This is a genomic window from Streptomyces sp. NPDC017520 (assembly GCF_044329855.1).
Taxonomy (GTDB): Bacteria; Actinomycetota; Actinomycetes; order Streptomycetales; family Streptomycetaceae; genus Streptomyces.
In genome coordinates this window covers 1-21462 of the sequence record NZ_JBIRKB010000017.1, presented here as the reverse complement: position 1 = coordinate 21462, position 21462 = coordinate 1, and the positions used below count along the sequence as shown (strand labels likewise).

The window sequence follows — 21462 nt, the reverse complement described above, 5'->3', positions numbered from 1 at the left end:
GGGCGCCCGCGCCCCCCCCGGGGGGGGGGCCCGGGGGGGGGGGGGGCCGCCGCCCCCCCCCCCCCCCCCCCCCCCCCCCCCACCCCTCCCCCTCGGGCAGCCGTTCTGGTTGCCGACTACTTCGCGCGGTCGAAGTCGATGGCGCTGTAGGCGCGCAGCTTCGACAGCCGGTGGGTCGAGGAGATCGACCGGATCGTGCCGGACTTGGAGCGCATCACGATCGACTCGGTGGTCGCCGTCTCCGCGCGGTACCGCACACCGCGCATCAGCTCACCGTCGGTGATCCCCGTCGCCACGAAGAACACGTTGTCGCCGCTGACCAGGTCGTCGGTCGACAGCACCCGGTCCAGATCGTGGCCCGCGTCGAGCGCCCGCTGCCGCTCCGCCTCGTCCTTGGGCCAGAGCTTGCCCTGGATGACGCCGCCGAGGCACTTTATGGCGCACGCCGAGATGATGCCCTCGGGCGTCCCGCCGATGCCCATCAGCAGGTCGACGCCGGTGCCCTCGCGGGCCGCCATGATCGAGCCCGCGACGTCGCCGTCGGAGATGAACTTGATCCGCGCGCCCGTCTCCCGGATCTCCTTGACGATGCCCTCGTGCCGGGGCCGGTCGAGGATGACGACCGTGACGTCCTCGGGCGTGGAGTTCTTCGCCCGTGCCACACGCCGGATGTTGACCGACACGGGCGCGTTGATGTCGACGAAGTCCGCCGCCTCGGGCCCCGTCACCAACTTGTCCATGTAGAAGACCGCGGACGGGTCGAACATCGCGCCCCGGTCGGCCGCCGCCAGCACGGCGATGGCGTTCGGCATGCCCTTGGCGTTGAGCGTGGTGCCGTCGATCGGGTCGACCGCGATGTCGACCTCGGCGCCGGTGCCGTCGCCGACCCGTTCGCCGTTGAACAGCATGGGCGCTTCGTCCTTCTCGCCCTCGCCGATGACGACGACGCCGTTCATCGAGACGGTCGAGACGAGGGTCCGCATGGCCTTCACGGCGGCGCCGTCGGCGCCGATCTTGTCGCCGCGGCCCACCCAGCGCCCGGCAGCCATGGCGGCGGCCTCGGTGACCCGGACCAACTCCAGGGCCAGGTTGCGGTCGGGGGCCTCCGGGGAGACCTCCAGTTGGGACGGCAGATGATGCTCGGACATCGGAGCGCACCTTTCTGTACGGCGACGACCGGATATGAGGGTGCTGTGACTCTATCGGTAGGACGATAAAATGAGCAGGCCGGGTCACGCATGAGCGCCTCCGGCGTCGCGGCCGTGAGCGGCACCCTGCGGCCGGGCGTGTCAGGCCGCGTGCCACCATGGATCCCGTGGCAAGCAAGCGAGGCAAGCAGACAGTCCGGGACATGCTCCTGTCGACCTTGGTGATCGCCGCCTGCGCGGGCGTCATCTACCTGTTCATCCCGAAGGACGAGCACGCCGATCCCATCAAGGCCGTCGACTTCACCGTGGAACTGGCGACCGTGCGGACCGCCGCCCCTTACCCGGTGGCCGCGCCCGAGGGGCTGCCGAAGAAGTGGAAGGCGACCTCCGTCCGGTACGACGACGTCGCGGGCGACGCCTGGCACCTGGGCTTCCTCGACGCGGACCGCAGGTATGTCGCGGTCGAGCAGTCCACCGCTGCCGCCGGTACGTACGTCCCCGAGGTCAGCCGGAAGGCCAAGGACACCGGGCGCACCGAGACGGTGGCCGGCCGGGAGTGGCAGGTCTGGGAAGGCGCGAAGTACGACGCCCTCGTCCTGCCGGGCAAGGGGCACACCACGGTGGTGACCGGCTCGGCCCCGAAGGAGAGCCTGGTCGAGATGGCCGCCGCACTGAGGACGACGCCGCCCGCCGCGCCGGCTTCCTGACGCGCGGCCCGCGCCGGACCGCGTACGCGAAGGGGCCCCGGAACACCAGGTGTACTGGTGTTCCGGGGCCCCTTCGCTGGGACGGGACTCAGACGGTCGTGACGACCTCGTCGAAGGAGAGGCGCGGGCTGCGCGGGAACCAGGCGTCCTCGCCCGGCTTGCCGATGTTGACGACCATCAGCGGGGTGTGGTCGTCGTCCAGGAACTCCTTCTGGATGCCCGCGGCGTCGTAGCCGGTCATCGGGCCGGCGGCCAGACCGGCGGCGCGGACGCCGATGATGAAGTAGGCGGCCTGGAGCGCGGCGTTGAGGCCGGCGGCCGACTCGCGGACCGGGCGCTCCGAGAAGAACATGTCCTTGGCCTGCGGGAAGTGCGGGAGCAGCGCCGGGAGCTCCTCGTGGAACTCGTTGTCGGCGGCCAGGATCGCGACCAGCGGGGCCGTGGAGGTCTTCGGCTGGTTGCCCTCGGCCATGTGCCGCACCAGGCGTTCGCGACCCTCGGCGGAGCGGACCAGGACGACGCGCAGCGGCGACTGGTTGAAGGCGGTCGGCCCGAACTTGACCAGGTCGTAGATCGCCTGGACCTGCTCGTCGGTCACCGGCTCGTCGGTGAAGGTGTTGGCGGTACGGGCCTCACGGAAGAGGAGGTCCTGGGCGGCGGGGTCGAGAACGAGCGACATCTGGTGCAAACCTTCCGAACGAACGCGGTGGGGAGAAGGCTCGAACGTACGCCAGAGATAGGTTAACTTTCAACTAAACTTGGGCGAGAGTGATCCATTGCACAGTGCATCTGTCTTGTGCGACGGCCTCCGGCCCGAGCACGGACGCCCGCCCCCGCACCGCTTCCGGGCACGCCCCCACCGCGCCACCGCGGACCATCAACGCCCGCGCGACCGCTGGGCGCGCGGGCGTTCGCTCGCTCAGCCCCGGTCGTCGTCCACCTGCGGGCGGGCCAGGGCCGCGTCCAGCCGGGCGCGGGCGCCCTCCAGCCAGTGCCGGCAGACCTTCGCCAGCTCCTCGCCCCGCTCCCACAGGGCCAGCGACTCCTCCAGCGTCGTGCCGCCCGCCTCCAGCCGGCGTACGACCTCGATCAGCTCGTCCCGCGCCTGCTCGTAGCCGAGCGTGCCCGTGGCGGCAGTCGCCGTCGTCCCGTTGTCGTCCGTCATGTGATCCACCCTAAGCGTGAGCTGTTACGACGATGTGGGCGCTGCGGCGGCTGCGACAAGGCCGCCCGGCCGCCCCGTCTCCCGGTCCCGGCGGGCGAGGCCCCGGGCTCGCCCGCTCCCCGTTCCCTCGCGGGCGCGACCGTCCGCCCTTCCCGCTCCCCCCGGCCTCATCCGTCCTTCCCGCTCCCCCCGGCCTCATCCGTCCACCCGCACCGTGAACTCGCCCTCCGACACCCGCGCCCGCAGCGGCTCCCCGGGCGCCCCGGCCTCCTCGGGGGAGCGGACCACGTGCCCGTCGGGTCGCTGGAGCACCGCGTAGCCCCGCTCCAGGGTCGCGGCCGGCGACAGCGAGACGACCCGGGCGAGCGTGTGCGACAGCTCCGAATCGGCCCGGTCCAGCAAATGGCCCAGCACCCGGCGACTGCGCCCCAGGAGCGCGTCCACCTCGGCCTCGCGCTCCTCCACCAGACGGTGGGGCCGCTCCATCGCGGGGCGGCCCAGCGCGTGCGCGAGCCCGCGCTCCTCGCGGTCCAGCAGCCCCCGTACGGTCCGCAGCGCCCGGTCCCGCAACTGCTGCACCCGCTCCATCTCCTCGCCCACGTCGGGGACGACCTTCTTGGCCGCGTCCGTGGGCGTGGAGGCTCGCAGATCGGCGACCAGGTCCAGCAGCGGCGAGTCGGGCTCGTGACCGATCGCGGAGACCACCGGCGTACGGCAGGCGGCCACGGTCCGGATCAGCTGCTCGTCGGAGAACGGCAGCAGATCCTCGACGCTGCCGCCGCCCCGCGCCACCACGATCACGTCGACCTCCTCCAGCGCGTCCAGCTCCTCGACCGCCTGCACCACCTGGGCGACCGCGTTCACCCCCTGCACGGCGGTGTTGCGGACCTCGAAGCGCACGGCGGGCCAGCGGCGACGGGCGTTCTCCAGGACGTCGCGCTCGGCGGCGGAAGCACGCCCGCAGACCAGCCCGACGAGCTGCGGCAGGAACGGCAGCGGCTTCTTGCGGTCCAGGGCGAAGAGCCCCTCCGCGGCGAGCGACTTCTTCAGCTGCTCCAGCCGCACGAGCAGCTCACCGATGCCGACCGGCCGTATGTCCGTCGCCCGCAGCGACAGCTGCCCCCGGGGCGCGTACCACTCGGGCTTGGCCAGCACGACGACGCGCGCGCCCTCCGTCACGACATCGGCGATCCGGTCGAAGACCTGCCGGAAACAGGTCACGCTCACCGAGATGTCGTGGGACGGATCGCGCAGCGTCAGGAAGACGACCCCGGCGCCCGGGCGCCGCGACAGCTGGGTGATCTGCCCCTCCACCCAGATGGCGCCGAGCCGGTCGATCCAGCCGCCGATGAGCCGGGACACCTCACCGACGGGCAGCGGCGCTTCCGCGGACGTGTTGAGAGCCATACGGGCGAGCGTATCGGCAGCCACCGACAGGCCCCCCGCCCCGCGCGGGGGCCCGCGTCGTCCGCACACCGCCGAAGCCGTACGGGACGCGAAGCCTGCACGGGACGGGAAGCCGTACGGGGTGCGATGCCTGCACGGGACGACACGAAGTGCTGGCAGCCGCCCTACAGAACCGGGGCCCCCTTCTCCGCGCCGCCACCCGGGCCCTCCATACCGCCCCGGCGGCCCGTCCCCTGCACCGCCAGCACCACGAGTCCCACCCCGAGCCAGCAGACACCCACCACCTGGGAGGACGTCGTCGCCTCCACGATGACCGCGACCAGCACCCCCGCGCCGACCACCGGGATCAGGACGTGCCGCCACCACACCGGCGGACCCTCCATCCGGCGTACGGCGAACCAGCCGACCACCGACGCGTGCAGCAGGATGAACGCCGTCAGCGCGCCGATGTCCACGACCGAGACCAGATGGTCCAGGCCGTCGTCGCGCCGGGCCGCCCACACGGCGGCCACCAGCGTCACGATCGCCGCGCACAGGATCGCCACCCGCGGCACACCCGACGACGGGTCGACCTTCGCGAGGAAGTGCGGCAGACGCCGCTCCCGGGCCATCGCGAAGACCAGCCGCCCGGCGGCGGCCTGCCCCGCCAGCGCGGCGAACGCGGCGCCGATCGCCTTGCTGACCGCCACCAGATCATGCAGCCACGTCCCCACCGAGGCGTCCACCGCGTCGTAGAACGCCGACCCCTGCGCCGCCGGGTCCGCCGCCAGCTCCGCAGAGCTCACCGGCTCCAGCAACGCCGCCAGATACGACTGCGCCACGAACAGGACCCCCGCCAGCACCAGACAGAACAGCACCGCCCGCGCCACCTTCTGCGAGCCGCCCGTCACCTCCTCGGCGAACGAGGCGATGGCGTCGAAGCCCAGATAGGAGAGCACGGCGATCGACACGGCCCCCAGCACCGCCGTCATGGAGAACCCGGAGTCCCCCGTCAGCGGCGTCAGCCAGCCGCGCTGCGCCCCGTCCCGTACGAGGACGACCACGGCCGAGACCATGAAGACCAGCAGCACCACGATCTCCATGGCCAGCACCGCGAAGCCGACCCGGGCGGCCGCCCGCACGCCCCACAGGTTGAGCAGGGTGGTCACGAGCACGGCGATCGCGGTCCACACCCACCGCGAGACCTCCGGGACCAGCGCGTTCATCGCGATCCCGGAGAAGAGGTAGGCGACGGCCGGGATCAGCAGGTAGTCGAGCATGGCCATCCACCCGGCGATGAACCCCGGCCCTTCCCCGAGCCCCTTGCGGGCATACGTGAACACCGAACCGGCGAAAGGAGCGACCCGCACCATCTGGGCGTAACTGAAGGCGGTGAACCCCATGACCACCGTGGCCACCACATAGACGAGCGCGACCGCGCCGTCGGACTTGGCGTCCAGGGTCCCGAACACCCCGACAGGGGCCATCGGGGCGATGAAGAGGAGCCCGTAGACGACAAGATCCCGGAACCCCAGAGTCCGCCGCAGCCTGCCCGGTTCGGCACTGCTGCCCGCGCCGCGGCCCTCGCCGCTCCCCGCCCCGCTCCCCGACACCGACATCATCGCCCCTCCATCACCATCAGCCATCTCTCGCGTACGTACCGTGACCAGTCTCCCGACCCGGCCGTCCTCGCGCCTGTTCGCCACGGCCTTACGATGGGACGCATGACTGCAACTCCTGCCCGCCGTGTCCTGCTCGCCGCACCCCGTGGCTACTGCGCGGGCGTGGACCGTGCCGTGATCGCCGTGGAGAAGGCCCTGGAGCAGTACGGGGCCCCCATCTACGTCCGCCACGAAATCGTGCACAACAAGTACGTCGTGCAGACCCTGGAGAAGAAGGGCGCGATCTTCGTGGACGTCACCGCGGAGGTGCCCGAGGGCTCCATCGTGATGTTCTCCGCGCACGGAGTCGCGCCCACCGTCCACGCGGAGGCCGCCGAGCGCAAGCTCGCCACCATCGACGCGACCTGCCCGCTGGTCACCAAGGTCCACAAGGAAGCCGTCCGGTACGCCAAGGAGGACTACGACATCCTCCTGATCGGCCACGAGGGGCACGAGGAGGTCATCGGCACCTCCGGCGAGGCCCCCGACCACATCACGCTGGTCGACGGCCCCGAGGACGTCGCGAACATCAAGGTCCGCGACGAGTCGAAGGTCGTCTGGCTCTCCCAGACCACCCTGTCCGTCGACGAGACGATGGAGACGGTCGACGCCATCAAGGCGAAGTACCCCAACCTCCTCTCGCCGCCCAGCGACGACATCTGCTACGCCACGCAGAACCGCCAGATCGCGGTGAAGAAGCTCGCCGAGGACGCCGAACTGGTCATCGTGGTCGGCTCCAAGAACTCCTCGAACTCCATTCGCATGGTCGAGGTCGCCCTGGACGCCGGAGCCCCCGCCGCCCACCTGGTCGACTTCGCCGACGAGATCGACGAGGCCTGGCTGGAGGGCGTGACCACGGTCGGTCTGACGTCCGGCGCCTCCGTCCCCGACGTCCTCGTCGACGGTGTCCTGGAATGGCTCGGAGAGCGCGGTTACGCGGACGTGGAGACGGTGAAGACGGCCGACGAGTCGATCACGTTCTCCCTCCCCAAGGAGCTGCGCCGCGACCTGCGCGCCGAGGCCGCCGCCCTTTCTGCCGAGTAGCCGGGCAAGGGGCCCGGCCTGCCCGTACCGTGGGTCCCATGGAGATCTTCGGCGTGGACATCGGCGGATCCGGGATCAAGGGCGCTCCCGTGGACCTGGACCGCGGAGACCTGGCGCGGGAGCGCCACAAGGTGCTGACACCGCACCCGGCCACGCCCAAGGGCGTGGCCGACGGCGTGGCCGAGGTCGTCGGCCATTTCGACTGGACGGGCCCCGTCGGCATCACCTTCCCCGGGGTCGTCACGGACGGCATCACGCGTACCGCGGCCAATGTCGACAAGGGCTGGATCGACACGGACGCGCGCACGCTGCTGGGCGAGCGGATCGGTCAGCCCGTCACCATCCTGAACGACGCGGACGCGGCCGGAGTCGCCGAGATGACCTTCGGCGCGGGCAAGGGCCGCGCGGGCACGGTCATCATGCTGACCTTCGGCACAGGCATCGGCAGCGCGGTCTTCAGCGACGGCGTGCTCGTCCCCAACACCGAGTTGGGCCACCTGGAACTGCACGGTCACGACGCGGAGAAGCACGCCTCCACGAAGGCCAAGGAGGACGAGGACCTCAGCTGGCAGCACTGGGCCCACCGGGTCCAGAAGTACCTGCTGCACGTGGAGATGCTGTTCTCGCCCGAGCTGTTCATCATCGGCGGCGGAGTGAGCCGCAAGGCGGAGAAGTTCCTGCCGCTGATCGAGAAGGTCCGGGCCGACATGGTCCCGGCCCAGCTCCAGAACAACGCGGGCATCGTGGGAGCGGCGATGGCGGCGGCGGGGCGGGCACACAGCAAGGGCTGAACGGACCGGACGGCACCGCTGAACGGACCGGACGGCACCACGGGCGCCCGCGCCGGCAGTGGAGAGGGGCCGGGAGCCGCTCAGGGCCGCTGAGGGCGACGGGCCACCGCGTCCGCCGCCGGGGCCCCGGCCCGTACGGGCTTCGCCGCCGCGGCCTCGGCGGCGGCCCGGGGCTCCCGCTCGGGCGCGGCGCCACGCCCCTGCGCCAGCACATACCGTCGCCGGGCCCGCATCTGGCGCACCTTGCGTACGGAGGCGATGACCCCCGCGACCAACGTCCCGCCGTACAGCCAGCCGGCGTGCACGGCGAGGGCGGTGACGAGGCCCATGGTCTGTCCGCCGAACCCTTCGGACCCCCCGGAAATCGGGAACACTCCGACGGCGAAGGCGATGGGCACACTGATCGGCGCGGTGACCAGGTCGGCGGGCCGGACCCAGAGGGCGGTCAGGGCACTGACGGGCAGGAAGAGCAGCCCGAAGACGAGCTCCGAACTGTCGAACAGCAGCCGGTCGACGCAGGCGAGCACGAACATGGTGAGGGCGGCGAACAGCCCGGCCCCGATCCCGGTGAGCCGGGGGTTGGGGAACCGCCGCAACGCGAGAACCACGGGCGGCACGCTGCGCACCCGTACCCGGTACACGGCGGAACTCTCGCCGCCCGCCCGACCCGGCGCGGGCGGGGCGGGCGCGGCCTGCGGGGGCTGCCTGCGCTGCGGGGGTCGTGTCCTGTGCTGCTCCACCTGCACAACGTAGGTCGCGGGGGGCGGGGAATCAGGCGTTGGACACGCGCTTTGGCCGACCTTGGCGTTGCGTTCGATGTCACACGGCCGAAAGGCGCGCTGTTCGGACCGGGGGAAGAGGCCCGGGCAACCGCACGGTTCGAACCGGGGGCGGGCTTCGGGAGGGCCAGGGACAGCGGCACGGTCCCAACCAGTAGGAGCCCGTGGGGCACAGGGGGAGCCAGTGGCAGGGACCCGAGAAACCGCACTGTCCGGGCCCGCGGAGCAGCCCCGTAAACTGGAGAATCGGTCCCACTCCGGGACTCGGCTGCCCCGGCTCGAACCGCCGAGCCGGACCCGGACGCCCCTGACCCCCTCCTCACTCCAGGAAGTCGCCAAAGTGTCGCTCACGATCGGAATCGTCGGTCTGCCGAATGTCGGCAAGTCGACCCTGTTCAACGCCCTGACCAAGAACGACGTGCTGGCGGCCAACTACCCGTTCGCCACGATCGAGCCGAACGTCGGCGTGGTCGGCGTCCCGGACCCGCGCCTGAACAAGCTCGCGGAGATCTTCAGCTCCCAGCGGCTCCTCCCGGCGACGGTGGACTTCGTCGACATCGCCGGCATCGTCCGGGGCGCTTCGGAGGGCGAGGGCCTGGGCAACAAGTTCCTCGCGAACATCCGCGAGTCCGACGCGATCTGCCAGGTCATCCGGGCCTTCAAGGACGAGAACGTCGTCCACGTCGACGGCAAGGTCTCGCCGAAGGACGACATCGAGACGATCAACACCGAGCTGATCCTCGCCGACCTCCAGTCCGTCGAGAAGGCCGTCCCGCGCCTGACGAAGGAATCCCGCCTCCAGAAGGAGAAGGTCGCGGTCCTCGCCGCGGTCGAGGAGGCCCAGAAGATCCTGGAGTCCGGCCAGACGCTGTTCGCCGCGGGCATCACGGCGGCCACCGAGAAGGGCCGGCTCCTCCACGAGCTGCACCTGCTCACCGTCAAGCCGTTCCTCTACGTCTTCAACGTCGACGAGGACGAACTGGTCGACGAGGACTTCAAGAACGAGCAGCGCGCCCTGGTCGCCCCCGCCGAGGCGATCTTCCTGAACGCCAAGATCGAATCCGAGCTGATCGAGCTCGACGACGACGAGGCACTCGAACTGCTCCAGTCCATGGGTCAGGAAGAGCCCGGCCTCGCCACTCTCGGCCGCGTCGGCTTCGAGACCCTGGGCCTCCAGACCTACCTCACGGCAGGCCCGAAGGAAGCCCGCGCGTGGACCATCAAGAAGGGCGCCACGGCCCCGGAGGCGGCCGGCGTGATCCACACCGACTTCCAGAAGGGCTTCATCAAGGCGGAGATCGTCTCCTTCGCCGACCTGGTGGAGACCGGCTCGGTCGCCGAGGCCCGCGCCAAGGGCAAGGCCCGCATGGAGGGCAAGGACTACGTCATGCAGGACGGGGACGTGGTGGAGTTCCGCTTCAACGTCTAATACGTTCGGCGAAAGGCCGTCTGACCTGCGGCGGAGCGGGTTGGGCGGCCTTTGCGGTCCGCGCGGAGTCCGCAGCGTGCTGGACGCGTCCGGCACGCGGGGGAGCGGTTACGCCGCTTCGTCGACCTGTGGCTGGGCATCGGCGGACTGGTCCGCGTACGCCTTGTCGACGGCGGCCCGGGTCCGCTCCTCGGAGTCGGGCCACAGGTGGGTGTAGATGTTCAGCGTCATGGCCGCGTTGGTGTGGCCGAGGCGCTCGGAGACTGTCTTCACGGACTCGCCGTGCTTGATCAGCAGGCTGGCGTAGTGGTGCCGGAGGGCGTGTGGTCCGGTGCCCTTCGGTATGCCGGCCTTCGCACAGGCGGGGCGCCAGGACCCGTCCATGAAGTGCGTGTAGACCACGGGCCCGCCTTGCGGCGCCGTGAAGATCCAGCTCTCGGGCCCATTGGCGGGGAAGTCCCGCAGGTGGGCCTTCATCGCGTCCACCGCTATGCGGGGGAGTGGAACCGTGCGGTGTGAGCGAGCGGTCTTGGGCGGGCAGACGTACACACCGTGCTTGGCGGTCTGCTGGACCTGCTGCTCGACCGAGACGGTGGCGTGCAGCATGTCCACGTGCCGGAGCTGGAGCCCGAAGAGCTCGCCAGGGCGGAGCCCTGTGCAAGCGCCCAGCAGGACCAAGCCCTTGTAGCGGCTGGGTATCTCCTCGGCCAGTGTGCGCACCTGCTCGACGGCCAGGGGTACGACCTTCTTCCTCGGAACTGAGGGCAGTTTCGCGTCGGTGCACGGGTTGTGCGGAATCATGCGGTCGCGGACCGCTGCCCGGAAGACGGCGTTGACCGTGTTGAACACGGTGCGGGAGGTGCTTGCGGCGAGCTTGTGGGTGGCCGTCAAACTGGTGATCCAGCTCTGCACGTCACCGGGTTTGATCGCGCCGAGTGCCCGCTTCTCCCAGACGGGGTAGGCGTAGCAACGCAGGTGCTGGGCTACGGCCTTGGCCGTCGACGGCCGGTGCGGTTGGCTGGCCCGCCACTCCTCCGCGTAGTCCTTGAAGGGCTTCTTCGCCGAGCGCGGGTCGACGTACTGACCGGTGACCACGCTGGTCGTGACCTCGTCGAGCCAGCGCTGGGCGTCGATCTTGCGGTCGAAATGGCGAGCGTGCTCCTTGCCGTCGAGGTCGCGGTAGCGGGCACGCCATTTGCCGTTGGGTCGCTTCTGGATGTTCGCCAAGTGGCTTCTCCTTTGTGCTGGTTGTCAGTAGTGGCCGCCGTCCTCGATGTCGCTGGTGAGGGTGCGAGCGTCCCGCTCGTCGCCCATGAGGCGGAGGCACTGCTCGTTGATCGCGCGTGAGCTGTCGGGGTGTGCCTTGATGTGGTCGGCGACGGCGACCACGGCACGATGCAGGCGGTCGCGGGCGTCGCGGGTCTCGTAGAACGCTTCTACGGCTTCCTGGACGAGCCGTCGGCTGTCGATGTCGAGCCCTTCCAAGGGCGGTGACATGAGCTCTTCGAGGGGCAGTTCGAAGACGCGGGAGAAGGCGAGCGCCTCATCGAGGTTGATCCGCCGGCGGGGTGAGCCGTTCTCGATGCGCCACACGGCCGTCTGGTTCATCTTCACGCCCGCTCTGGTCACCCGCTCGGCCAGCTCGGTCGTGCTCCACCCTCTGACCTCGCGCTCCAGGGCCACGCGGCCCGCCACGTTGCCTTCGCTGTAGAGCAGCGGCACCTCGCCGCCCTCGACCTTCTCGCCTGCCATCGAACCTCCATCGCGACCATCGCTATCCGAATTGAAACATGAGCTTCCCGGTTTGGCTAACCGCCGATCATGAGGTACTCATTATGCAGATCGAATCGACGCCTAGCCGAATGGGAATGCATGCGATACCTGACCACCGCCGAGGTCGCTGAGCGCTACCGCACCGCCGAGAGCACTGTCCGTTACTGGCGACATCTCCAGAAGGGACCGCGCGGCATCAAGGTCGGCAAGCGCGTGCTCTACCCCGAGGTCGAACTGCTGCGCTACGAGCGCGCGCTGATCGACGGCGGAGAGGACTGGGGCCTGGCCTCATGAGCCACCGACAGGCCCAGACACAGCAACGGCCCCCGGCGCGCCAACGCCGAGGGCCGGAGATTCCCCTGCACGTCGCCCATCCCTGCACGAACGAACCCGTGAGGGGCGAGACCTTGCCCGTCTCGCCCCTCACCCGAGAGGAACGTCTATGAAGGACCCTACGTCCCCCGCCACCTCGAACGCATCCAGTGTTGCCTGGCCACCGATCGCGGTCCCGGGCCAGGGTCTGCCTCGGAACCGCGAGGAGCGGACGGAACCACGTGCCAGCACGGGAGGCGCGACCTCCGATGCTCCGAATCGGAGCACACCCGGTTCGCGACCTGCTCAGGTCAGCGCCCCGACTACCGCGTCGGACAGCGCAGTCGATCCTGCTCCAGGCGGATCAGAAACCCAAGACGGCGCCGAGGCGGCAGGCGAAGGCACCGCGCTGCTGGACGACCTCCGCACGGCGATCGGGCGGTACGTCGTGCTGCCGAGCGACGAGGCCCTGACCGCCGTCACGCTCTGGGTCGCGGCCTCCCACATTCAGCCCGGCCTCCAGCACGCGCCACGGCTGGCGGTGGTCGGGCCGACCAAGGGGTGCGGCAAGTCCCGCCTCCTGGACGTTCTCTACGAGACGGTCCATCAGCCGATGATGACGGTGAACACCTCCCCCGCCGTCGTCTTCCGCGTCATCGGCAAGAACCCGCCGACGCTGCTGGTGGACGAGGCCGACACCATCTTCGGCCCCAAGGCAGGCGACAAGGAGGACCTCCGCGGCCTGCTGAACGCGGGGCACCAGCGCAACCGGCCGGCCTGGCGGATCTCCGGGCCGGAGCACAAGCCGACCGCGTTCCCCACCTTCGCCATGGCGGCGCTGGCCGGCATCGGCGACCTGCCGGACACGATCATGGACCGCGCGATCGTCATCCGCATGCAGAAGCGCAAGCCGGGCGAGCGGATCACCCCGTTCCGCTCGCGCTATTCAGTGCCGGAACTGCACGCGCTGCGCGACCGGCTGGCCGACTGGCTGGTCCCGCAGCGCGGCACCGTCGCGGGCTCGGTGCCGAAGATGCCCGTGGAGGACCGGGCCGCCGACACGTGGGAGCCGCTGGTCATCGTCGCCGATCTCGCCGGTGGGCACTGGCCCGCACAGGCACGTGCCGCCTGTCTGGCGATGACGCGCAACGAGGTGGTCCAGGACGAGCAGACGACGCTGAAGACACGGCTGCTGCGTGACATCCGCCGTGTCTTCGACCAGGAGGGCGGCAGGGAGGCACTGCGCAGCCAGGACCTGCTGGCTGTGCTGATCCAGGACGCCGAGGCCCCGTGGGCGGAGTACGGCACGAAGGGGTTGAACGCCTACCACCTGGCGAATCTGCTGCGCGACTTCGGCATCAGCCCGGCCAACTACCGGTTCGAGAACGGCCGGCAGGCCAAGGCGTACGCCCGCAACCAGTTCGTGGACGCATGGGCTCGCTACTGCCCCGACCCCGCCCCGTCGGCACCCACCGCCGAGGTCCCGGCACGTCCGGCCCAGGGCAGGTCGCCCGCCCCTCCGTCCGGGGCGCTGCCCACCGGCCCGCCGGGAAGGCCCGCAGGGCCCAGGCCCACTCGCTGACACCAGGTCCGCATCAATCCGTCGCATCCGTCCCCGCGCAGGTCAGCGCGGGGACGGATCTCCTCGCCGTTACGGATCGATCCGTACCTGCGGCCCTCTCCGTACCTGTGCTGACCAGCCACGCGACGGATGCGACGGATGCGACGACGGGCCACCCCACACGACTGACGGAGCACCACCATGCCCGAATCGAACGCCGACGACACCACCTCCCGCCGCCGCCGGAAGCTGTTCAGGCTCACCCGACGATCAGCAGCAAGCTGGAGCGAACGAGCCTCTAACGAGGCTTCGTCCGCGCTTGCCCCCGCCCCAGGGGTGGCGGAGGACAAGGCCGAGCGCCAGGGGGCGCCCGAGCCGGAGCAGGGGGTGGCCGGGGACTCTCGCCGGCCCGCAGCCGACCCCGTAGTTCCTCGCAATCCGCCGGCCGACGTCCCGCTGCTCGTCGAGCAGCCGTCCTGGCGGGATCTCGACGCCCCCGCCCTGCCCGCGCAGATGAACCGCAAGCGCACCGTGGAGAAGCGCGACCAGGAGAAGACCATCCGCTTCACGCGCACCGCGGTCCAGGTGATCAGCGCCGCCGCTCACCAGCGCGGTCAGAGGTTCGCCGGATTCGTAGGGGACGCCGCCCTGGCCGTGGCCCAGGGCAAGGCCGGACTGGTCGGCAGCCCGGAGGACGATCCTCTGCGCCCGCTGATCGAAGCGGTCGAGGCGCACACGGTCGCGCTGAACCGCATCGGCGGCAACCTCAACCAGATCACCGCAGCCATCAACCGAGGAACCGTGCCCGAGCGCGCCGAGACGGTTCTCGACCGCGTCGAGCAAGCAGCACAGAACAGCTTCCACCTCATCGACCAGCTCCTGGCGGAAGGCACGGCTCATGGTGCCTGACGTCTCCACCGGCTCCGACAGCCGCGGACTGATCGCCTACCTCTTCGGCCCCGGCCGACGCGACGAGCACACCAACCCCCACATCGTCGCCGCCTGGGACATGACCGGCGCACCCGACCCCGGCCGCGACCTGGCAGCCACCTATTCCCAGCTCGCCACGCGACTCGACCACCACGTCGACCTCCGCACCCGCGAGCTGGGCGGCAAGAAGCCACCACAGCACGTCTGGCACTGCCCGGTCCGCACCGCCCCCGGTGACCGCTACCTCACCGACGCCGAGTGGGCCGAGGTCGCCCGCCGCGTCGTGCACGCCACGGGCATCGCCCCCGACGGCGACGAGAAGGCATGCCGATGGATCGCGGTCCGCCACGCCGACGACCACATCCACATCATGGCGACCACAGTCCGCGCCGACGGACGCCGCCCACGCACCCACCAGGACGGCCGACGGGCACAAGCGGAGTGCCGCGGGATCGAAGCCGAGTTCGGCCTGCGCCGCCTGAAGTCCGGTGACCTCACGGCTCCCCGTACCCCCACCGGCGCCGAACGCGCCAAGGCCGAGCGTCAAGGCCAGACGATCACGGCACGACAGTGGCTGCGCGAGCGGGCCTACGCGGTCGCCGCCGCCGTACACACCGAGGCCGACTACTTCACCGTGCTCCACTCCCTCGGCATCAAGGTCAAGACACGCCTCGGCCCCGAGAGCGGCGACGTGATCGGCTACAGCCTCGCCGCGCCCAGCGACATCAACAGCGCCGGCGAACCCGTCTGGTACGGCGGCTCAAAGCTCGCCCCCGACCTCTCCATCAACCGCCTCCGCGAACGCCTGCCCGACCAGGAGGTGACCGACCGGCCTCGGTTCGCGGCAGATCCCGCCGAGCCGTGGCAGCACACCATGACGGCGATACAGACGGCACACACCGTCCTCGACTCCGACGACGACGCTGCTGCCCAGGCCCACCTCGCCGCCTTCGGCGACGCCCTCTACAACATCGCCAGCGCCACACCCGGCCCGCACCGAGCAGAGCTACGCGCGGCGGCCACGGCGTTCAACCGAGCCCGCCGATCCGCCACCCGCGCGGACCACCAGGCCGCCACCTCCCTTCGCCAAGCCGCCAAGGAACTCGCCTACGCCTCCAACGAGCCGGGCGGACTCGCCATCGCCCTGCTCTTCGCCACCGTGCACCTGGCCCGGGCCGCAGCCAAGTGGCACGAACAGCGAGGCCACGCACAGCAGGCCGCTGCGGCCGAAGAAGCCTTCCGCCACCTTCAGGCGGGCTACCAGCAGGCCGCCACACCCGTCCTGGCGGACTTGGCCCACCGCGCACCACGAGCCGCAACCGCCCGCCGCTTCGAGCAGGACGTTCGCGCGGCCCTCCCCGACCACGCCGGCAGGATCCTCGCCGACCCTGCTTGGGCTGCCCTGACTACCACCCTCGCCCAGACCGAGACCGTCGGCCACAATCCCCGGCGTCTCCTGATCGAGGTGGGCTCTCAGCGAGAGCTGGACAGCGCCGAGCGCCCCGCCGAGGCCCTCAACTGGCGCATCACCGCTCAGCCGAACCGGCGGAGGCAAGCGGCTCGCAGCCGGAGCACCACCAGCGGAACGTCCTCCATGTCGGCCACGCTGCGCCCTCCGGCCACACCAGTGGCTACGAGGCCCGAGGAGCGCAGTCGGTACCGCTGACCCTGGTTCCTCCCCGCCAGATTCCCGACGAAGGGACCGGCAGGCGAAGGCCGGCGCAGCCCCCTGGTGCGACATGTTTCCCGAGGGAACATCACGGGCGACTCGATAGGATCGGGCCATGACGGAGAGTCCCATGGTCGAGGTGCTTGAGGCCGAGTACCGACGCGTTTGGGACCGCTTCTACGACGAGTTCAAGTTCCAGCCGAGTACGAGTGCTTTCAAGTGGCCAGCGATCAAGGAGCCCGTCGCCTCGGTTTCCTGGAGCCTTGCCGCGCTTGACGACGATCCTGACTACGAGCGTTTGAACTGCCTGGTCGAGGTGGTCGAGCGGGGGCTGACTTCCTGCATCGACCCGAGCGGAACCCTGCTCGCGCTCGACTGGCAGCACACGTCGTATCGCTTCGCGCCACAGGGCGTCGGTGGCCTTGGGCAGCCAGCCTGGCCTTTGAGTCCGTACCCCGATGGGGACTACTACATCTACCTGTCGGAAGACTTCCGTATGGGCAGTTTTGGGCACCCCTGGGAAGAGTCCCTCTGTCTGTTCGGTCAGGAATTCCTCGACGCCGCATCCGCAGAGGTGGAGAAGCTTCTCGGACAGCCGATCCGTAGGTCCGGCAGGGCAGTCGGCACCGCCTGAGTTGGGTCCCGACTCCACAGGCACCAGGGAGCCAACCCTACAGCGCATCCTGATGCCCTCGCTGCTCGTGGCGGCGAGGGCATCAGTCGTCAGACGGCGCGGGCTGTGGGTAACTGCGCGACCCACTTCGTCACCTCGGTCAGATGCTCGGGCTGCAGCCCGAGATGTGGGTCGGGCTGCACGAGGAGGGTCGGCGCTCCCCCGGCGGTGCGTTCCGCCGCCCAGGCGTGGTCGAGGCCGGTGAAGTCGTCGTCGATCCAGACGGCGGGGGCGTCTGCCAGCCAGACGTCGACGTGGTCGCGTTTCCAGAGGTAGCCGTCGGGGTGGCTGGTGGTGATCTGGGGGCGGGGCAGGTCGAGGTATGGGAAGTCGGGCAGCCTCAGGAGAGGGCCGATGATTGTGGTGGCGTCCTTGCGCCAGCTCGTGCACCACACGGGGGTGACGAGTCCGCTGGTCAGGAGGTCGGTGAGAATGCGGCCCTGGCTCGGGTCGAGCCAGATGGACACGGGGTCGTCCGGGTGCCGGCCGGTGGGCAGGACGGTGTGGCGGACGTGGGTAAGCGGGGTGCTGCCATCGGCGGCCGGGAACGGTATGAGGACGCCGTCGATGTCCAGGAGCAGGTAGGGCAGGGGCATCGTTTCCTCCGTCGGTCAGCGTTTGCGGGCAGTGATGAGGAGGGTGGTGGGCCACGGGTCACGGCGAGGGTGCCGCAGGTCCACCGCTGAGGTGATGCGCAGGCCGGTCCGGGAGAGATGGGCTCCCCAGCGACGGGCGTCGAACTCCCAACGAGCGAGGGGCAGTCGGGTGCGGTCGGGCATGGTGACGTAGTCCTCGCGCGGACGGTCGTCCGTGGATGGATGTCTTCCGGCCCGTGCCGGGTGGGGGACGGAGAAGGCCAGCACACCGCCAGGCTTCAGGCGTCGGGAAACGGCGGTGAGGAGGAGCTCGGGGGCGACGAGGCCGACGGCGCCGAAGACGGAGTAGATCGCGTCGAAGGTCCGGCCGGTGGCCTGCAGGTGGTGCAGTGCGTGACCGGCAGCAAACGTGGCACCTTCGATGTGGCCGTAGTGGGAGCGGGCCCGGCGTACCTGGAGGCCGACCAGGTCCACGCCGGTGACGCGGGCCTGGTGGTGCTTCGCGAGGTGGGCCACGTTGTGGCCGGGTCCGCAGCCCAGCTCCAGGACGTGCTTGCCGCAGAGGTCCCGGCCCAGGATCTCGGCGCCGGGACCGAGGCCGGCGTGGGTGCTCCATTCCATCCGGGAAGGCGCCGCGAGGGCGTGCGCGGGGGCAGCGGCTGTGCGCTGGGCTGCGTGGGCGTACCAGGGGGAGACCTGGGCGAGCACCTAGACCTCCAGTAGTTGGACCACGTCGCCCAGGTGGCGGCGTACGACGGGGATGTACGCGGGGTCCTTGGCCGGGTCGTCGATCCAGCGAATGGCCTGTTCCATGAACCACTCCACGGCCCACATGCGGTGCCAGCCCAGTGCCCATGCCTCCGGGGTCAGGCCGCCCCGGGCGGCGAGGGCGTCTTCATGACCGCCTGCGGTGACGTACTGCTCCAGGAACACCCGCATGCGGAAGGGGCTCGGTACGTCGGTGGTGCCGTGGTAGGAGGCGAGGTCGATCAGGCCGGGGCCGGTGAAGGCGCGTGCGAAGTCGAGGAGGTGCCAGCCGTGTTCTCCGATGTGGATGCTCGTGGGGTGGAACTCGGAGTGGACCCAGCCGAACGGGTCGAGCGTCGCCCCCTGGACTCGGTCCTCGGACGCGGCGGAGATCTTCCCCAGCGCGGTCTCGATGTCGTCGCAGTCCGCCCAGCGGTCAGCTTTCCGCAGCCGCTGGAGGTGATCGAGGGCGCGTCCGGGCAGTGCTGCGAGGCCCGCCCCGTCGAGGAGGGGCAGACCGCCTGCCGGGCGGGCGGCGTGGAGCATGACGGCGGCGGCGACGCCGTCGAGGTCGTCGGCGTCCCGTACGGGGGTGCCGAGGTCGTCCATGAGCATCCCGAGCCACTTGTCCTGCATGGCGGTTGCGTGGAGCGCGGGGACCGGGAGCCCGCGCTGGTGGGCCATCCGCAGGGCCTGGGCCTCGCGGTCGAAGGGTTCCTTGGCGTACTTGAAGACGGCCGTGGTGCCGTCGGGGAAGGCGACGCGTTCGACGCCGGACATGCCCCAGACGCGAATCTCGGCACGGTCGGGGAGGGGCTTGCCGACGAGGGTGCACAGGTCGTCCAGCAGGGTGGCGGACAGACTCTGATCCATGGAGGTCTCCAGGGGCTGGTGGGCTCCGGGGCGGGCGCGCGCGAACTGGCCCGCCCCGGAGCCGTACTGGGGGTGGGGTTACTCGGCTGCGGTCACGCGGTGGGCGTAGACCTGCTCGATCCAGCCCGCCTTGAACTTGGCCAGGTCGTCACGGAAGTTGGCCATCGAGGCACCGTAGGGCGCGACGACGCCGCCGGACTGGTCCGGCACGGACTGGCAGCCGTGCACGAGTCGGCCGCCGAGCGCGGCGTGGGCCTTGATGGACTCGATCCGGCGGTGCTCGTTGAACCAGCCGCCGTGGTAGACCTCGTCCAGCATTCCGCCCGTCGCGTCGTCCAGGTCGAAGACGACGGAGGTGGCGGCGGGGAAGAACCAGCACGGGCCTACGTTGGAGATGTGCCCGTCCAGCTCGACCTTGTTGAGCGCCATCAGCGTGGCCGCCTCGCGCAGCATCCGCAGGTGCTCGGCGGTGATCTGCGGGAGGCCGAGGCCGGCCAGGTGCTCCTCGCGGAAGAGGTACGAGTACACCCCGTACGCCGTCGCCAGCACACGGGCCGCGTCGGACGTGGACTCGCTGTGCTGCTTGATGAAGTCGAGCGCGAGCCGCTCGACCGCGCTCTCGGCCGTCTCGTCCACGTCGAGGAGCTGGGCCTTGACCAGCTCCCAGTCGGCGACGAGCCAGGTGCTGGACTCGAAGCGGAAGAAGTACTCGGCCGGGTCGATGGTGATGCGCCGGCCGTCGACCTGGATGCCGGGCAGGCGGTTCCAGCGCGGGTCGAAGGCGTGGGGCAGCTCGACCGTGATGGTCGTTGTGTCGATGGTGGTCACCGTGTCTCCGTCTCTGATCGTCCGGGCCGGGGCACAGGAATGCCCGAGCCCGTTGGGGCGTACGGAACTTGGGGGCCGCCCGGCCCGCGATGCCGAGTGGGGCGGCTGTCGATAAGTGAACCGCCCGCTACGCAGAGTGGGTACGGTGTGACCGAGGTCAAGCGGTATACACGGTTTACAGATCCGGAGCGGAGGCGATCGTGTCGACACCGACCAGTGCCAACTCCCGCTTGCGCGAAACGATCAACGCCGCCGGGTGCACGTACGACGCGCTCGCCAAGGACGTACGCCGCATCGCCGCAGAGAACGGCGAACTGCTCCAGACGAACAAGTCGGCCATTTCCCACTGGGTGGGCGGTGCCCGCACGCCGTCCGGCCAGGCAGGCCAGTACCTCGCCGAAGCCCTCTCACGGCGGCTGGGCCGCGTCGTCACCCGAACCGAGCTCGGTCTCCACTCACCCGGTACGGAGTCGCCACCGGACACCGACCCCGTCACCGCGGTCACCGACCTCGGCCGCGCGGACGTCGAACGCCGCCACTTCCTCGCCATCGCCGCCTTCACCACGGCCGGCGTGGCCATGCCGCTCCTGCACGACCACGAAGCCACCTCGCGGATGCTCCGCGCCCGCACCGCCCGCTCCCTCGTCGGCAGCGACGACATCGACGTCGTACGACAGATCACAGCCGCCTTCAGCGCCGCCGACGAACGGCTCGGCGGCGGGCACGGCCTGACCACAGTCACCGCGTACCTCGCCGACACGGCAGCCCCCATGCTGCGGGGCCGCTTCCCCTCGGAGCCCTTACGCCAGGCCGCCTTCGGCGCCGTCGCCGAACTCGCCTACCTCGCAGGGTGGAAGCACCACGACCTCGGACACGAAGGCGCCGCCCAGCGCTACTACCAGGTCGGCTACCAACTCGCCTGCGAAGCCGACCCCCACGGCCACGCCGCCTGGATGATGCGCGCCCTCGCCCATCAATCCCTCAGCCTCAAGCAACCCCACCACTGCGTGGACCTCGTCAAAGGCGCCCTCACCCGCGGCCTCGGCCACGTCGACGGCCAGACGGAAGCGCTCCTCCACATCACGCACGCCCGCGCCTACGCAGCGGTCGGCGAGAACCCATTGGCCGCCCGCGCTCTCCTCGCCGCCGAAGACGCGCTCCTGCGCGAGGACGGTCCCCAGCCCAGCTTCTCCCGCGTCAGCGGCCCCGCCGCCGGCACCGTGGCCAGCCACACCGCCCGCACGCTGACCGACCTCGCCGACCACATCGGCACGGAACAGCAGCACCGCGACGCGCTAGGGCGTGTATCGGGTCGTGATCACTGGGTGGTTCGCGTGAGGTCTTTGATCCAGATCATGGAGGCCCGGAGTTGGAGTCCGGCCAGGTAGCT

At 70.4% G+C, this 21462-nt stretch carries 21 protein-coding genes and 1 pseudogene; 10 read left to right on the top strand and 12 right to left on the bottom strand.

Annotation, left to right across the window (positions count from 1 at the left end; genetic code table 11):
• Positions 1-116 precede the first annotated feature (116 nt).
• The gene (glpX, locus tag ACH4KB_RS30735) at positions 117-1148 is read right to left on the bottom strand and encodes a class II fructose-bisphosphatase (RefSeq protein WP_018956177.1); all 1032 of its coding nucleotides are present in this window, start codon (positions 1146-1148) and stop codon (positions 117-119) included.
• Between the two features lie 158 nt (positions 1149-1306).
• Between glpX and ACH4KB_RS30730 the strand changes: the two genes are divergently transcribed.
• Entirely contained in the window at positions 1307-1855 is a 549-nt protein-coding gene (locus ACH4KB_RS30730; protein ID WP_398069124.1) for a DUF4245 domain-containing protein, read from the top strand.
• Positions 1856-1943: 88 nt separating this feature from the next.
• Here the strand turns inward: ACH4KB_RS30730 and ACH4KB_RS30725 are convergent, their stop codons facing one another.
• The 4 genes from ACH4KB_RS30725 to ACH4KB_RS30710 all read right to left on the bottom strand — a co-directional run bounded on the left by ACH4KB_RS30725 (position 1944) and on the right by ACH4KB_RS30710 (position 6028).
• Positions 1944-2534: a malonic semialdehyde reductase gene (locus tag ACH4KB_RS30725; protein ID WP_398069122.1), complete on the bottom strand. Its 591-nt coding sequence runs from the start codon at positions 2532-2534 to the stop codon at positions 1944-1946.
• Positions 2535-2774: 240 nt separating this feature from the next.
• The gene (locus ACH4KB_RS30720) at positions 2775-3020 is read right to left on the bottom strand and encodes an exodeoxyribonuclease VII small subunit (RefSeq protein WP_398069120.1); all 246 of its coding nucleotides are present in this window, start codon (positions 3018-3020) and stop codon (positions 2775-2777) included.
• A gap of 195 nt (positions 3021-3215) precedes the next feature.
• Positions 3216-4427 (bottom strand): exodeoxyribonuclease VII large subunit, encoded by a 1212-nt coding sequence (gene xseA, locus ACH4KB_RS30715; RefSeq protein WP_398069118.1) that lies wholly within the window; start codon positions 4425-4427, stop codon positions 3216-3218.
• Positions 4428-4591: 164 nt separating this feature from the next.
• Positions 4592-6028: an APC family permease gene (locus tag ACH4KB_RS30710; RefSeq protein ID WP_398069341.1), complete on the bottom strand. Its 1437-nt coding sequence runs from the start codon at positions 6026-6028 to the stop codon at positions 4592-4594.
• A 93-nt stretch (positions 6029-6121) separates the two neighbouring features.
• Between ACH4KB_RS30710 and ACH4KB_RS30705 the strand changes: the two genes are divergently transcribed.
• On the top strand, positions 6122-7111 hold the full coding sequence (locus tag ACH4KB_RS30705; protein ID WP_398069116.1) for a 4-hydroxy-3-methylbut-2-enyl diphosphate reductase: 990 nt from the start codon (positions 6122-6124) through the stop codon (positions 7109-7111).
• Positions 7112-7149: 38 nt separating this feature from the next.
• Complete coding sequence (gene ppgK / locus ACH4KB_RS30700) at positions 7150-7902, top strand: polyphosphate--glucose phosphotransferase (RefSeq protein ID WP_398069114.1); 753 nt, start codon at positions 7150-7152, stop codon at positions 7900-7902.
• An 80-nt stretch (positions 7903-7982) separates the two neighbouring features.
• Here the strand turns inward: ppgK and ACH4KB_RS30695 are convergent, their stop codons facing one another.
• A complete protein-coding gene (locus tag ACH4KB_RS30695; RefSeq protein WP_398069339.1) occupies positions 7983-8543 on the bottom strand; it encodes a DUF6542 domain-containing protein in 561 nt (186 codons plus the stop codon).
• A gap of 478 nt (positions 8544-9021) precedes the next feature.
• On the opposite strand from ACH4KB_RS30695, the gene ychF reads away from it, so the two are divergent.
• On the top strand, positions 9022-10110 hold the full coding sequence (ychF, locus tag ACH4KB_RS30690) for a redox-regulated ATPase YchF (RefSeq protein WP_010063336.1): 1089 nt from the start codon (positions 9022-9024) through the stop codon (positions 10108-10110).
• A gap of 108 nt (positions 10111-10218) precedes the next feature.
• Here ychF and ACH4KB_RS30685 read toward each other — a convergent pair whose 3' ends face one another.
• Together ACH4KB_RS30685 and ACH4KB_RS30680 are read right to left on the bottom strand one after the other, a co-directional pair.
• A complete protein-coding gene (locus ACH4KB_RS30685; protein WP_398069112.1) occupies positions 10219-11337 on the bottom strand; it encodes a tyrosine-type recombinase/integrase in 1119 nt (372 codons plus the stop codon).
• Positions 11338-11361: 24 nt separating this feature from the next.
• The gene (locus ACH4KB_RS30680; RefSeq protein ID WP_398069110.1) at positions 11362-11862 is read right to left on the bottom strand and encodes a helix-turn-helix transcriptional regulator; all 501 of its coding nucleotides are present in this window, start codon (positions 11860-11862) and stop codon (positions 11362-11364) included.
• Positions 11863-11982: 120 nt separating this feature from the next.
• Here ACH4KB_RS30680 and ACH4KB_RS30675 point away from each other — a divergent pair, with 120 nt between their 5' ends.
• From ACH4KB_RS30675 to ACH4KB_RS30655, 5 genes are all read left to right on the top strand, one after another.
• Positions 11983-12177 carry a helix-turn-helix transcriptional regulator gene (locus ACH4KB_RS30675; protein WP_398069108.1) on the top strand — a complete coding sequence of 65 codons (195 nt, stop codon included), beginning with the start codon at positions 11983-11985 and terminating at the stop codon, positions 12175-12177.
• Between the two features lie 148 nt (positions 12178-12325).
• The gene (locus ACH4KB_RS30670) at positions 12326-13777 is read left to right on the top strand and encodes a DUF3631 domain-containing protein (RefSeq protein ID WP_398069106.1); all 1452 of its coding nucleotides are present in this window, start codon (positions 12326-12328) and stop codon (positions 13775-13777) included.
• A gap of 315 nt (positions 13778-14092) precedes the next feature.
• Positions 14093-14665 (top strand): hypothetical protein, encoded by a 573-nt coding sequence (locus tag ACH4KB_RS30665; protein WP_398069337.1) that lies wholly within the window; start codon positions 14093-14095, stop codon positions 14663-14665.
• Complete coding sequence (locus tag ACH4KB_RS30660; RefSeq protein WP_398069104.1) at positions 14655-16352, top strand: relaxase/mobilization nuclease domain-containing protein; 1698 nt, start codon at positions 14655-14657, stop codon at positions 16350-16352. The genes ACH4KB_RS30665 and ACH4KB_RS30660 overlap by 11 nt, the downstream gene beginning before the upstream one ends.
• A 118-nt stretch (positions 16353-16470) precedes the next feature.
• The gene (locus tag ACH4KB_RS30655; RefSeq protein ID WP_398069102.1) at positions 16471-16989 is read left to right on the top strand and encodes a DUF2716 domain-containing protein; all 519 of its coding nucleotides are present in this window, start codon (positions 16471-16473) and stop codon (positions 16987-16989) included.
• Positions 16990-17078: 89 nt separating this feature from the next.
• Here the strand turns inward: ACH4KB_RS30655 and ACH4KB_RS30650 are convergent, their stop codons facing one another.
• The 4 genes from ACH4KB_RS30650 to ACH4KB_RS30635 all read right to left on the bottom strand — a co-directional run bounded on the left by ACH4KB_RS30650 (position 17079) and on the right by ACH4KB_RS30635 (position 20072).
• Positions 17079-17624 carry an HAD domain-containing protein gene (locus tag ACH4KB_RS30650; RefSeq protein ID WP_398069100.1) on the bottom strand — a complete coding sequence of 182 codons (546 nt, stop codon included), beginning with the start codon at positions 17622-17624 and terminating at the stop codon, positions 17079-17081.
• A 15-nt stretch (positions 17625-17639) separates the two neighbouring features.
• Complete coding sequence (locus tag ACH4KB_RS30645; RefSeq protein WP_398069098.1) at positions 17640-18332, bottom strand: class I SAM-dependent methyltransferase; 693 nt, start codon at positions 18330-18332, stop codon at positions 17640-17642.
• Positions 18333-19244, bottom strand: a complete 912-nt coding sequence (locus ACH4KB_RS30640) for an aminoglycoside phosphotransferase family protein (protein ID WP_398069096.1) — start codon at positions 19242-19244, stop codon at positions 18333-18335.
• Between the two features lie 78 nt (positions 19245-19322).
• A complete protein-coding gene (locus ACH4KB_RS30635) occupies positions 19323-20072 on the bottom strand; it encodes a hypothetical protein (protein WP_398069094.1) in 750 nt (249 codons plus the stop codon).
• Positions 20073-20272: 200 nt separating this feature from the next.
• Here ACH4KB_RS30635 and ACH4KB_RS30630 point away from each other — a divergent pair.
• A pseudogene (locus ACH4KB_RS30630) lies at positions 20273-21376 on the top strand (tetratricopeptide repeat protein); the annotation flags it as partial.
• Positions 21377-21462 lie beyond the last annotated feature (86 nt).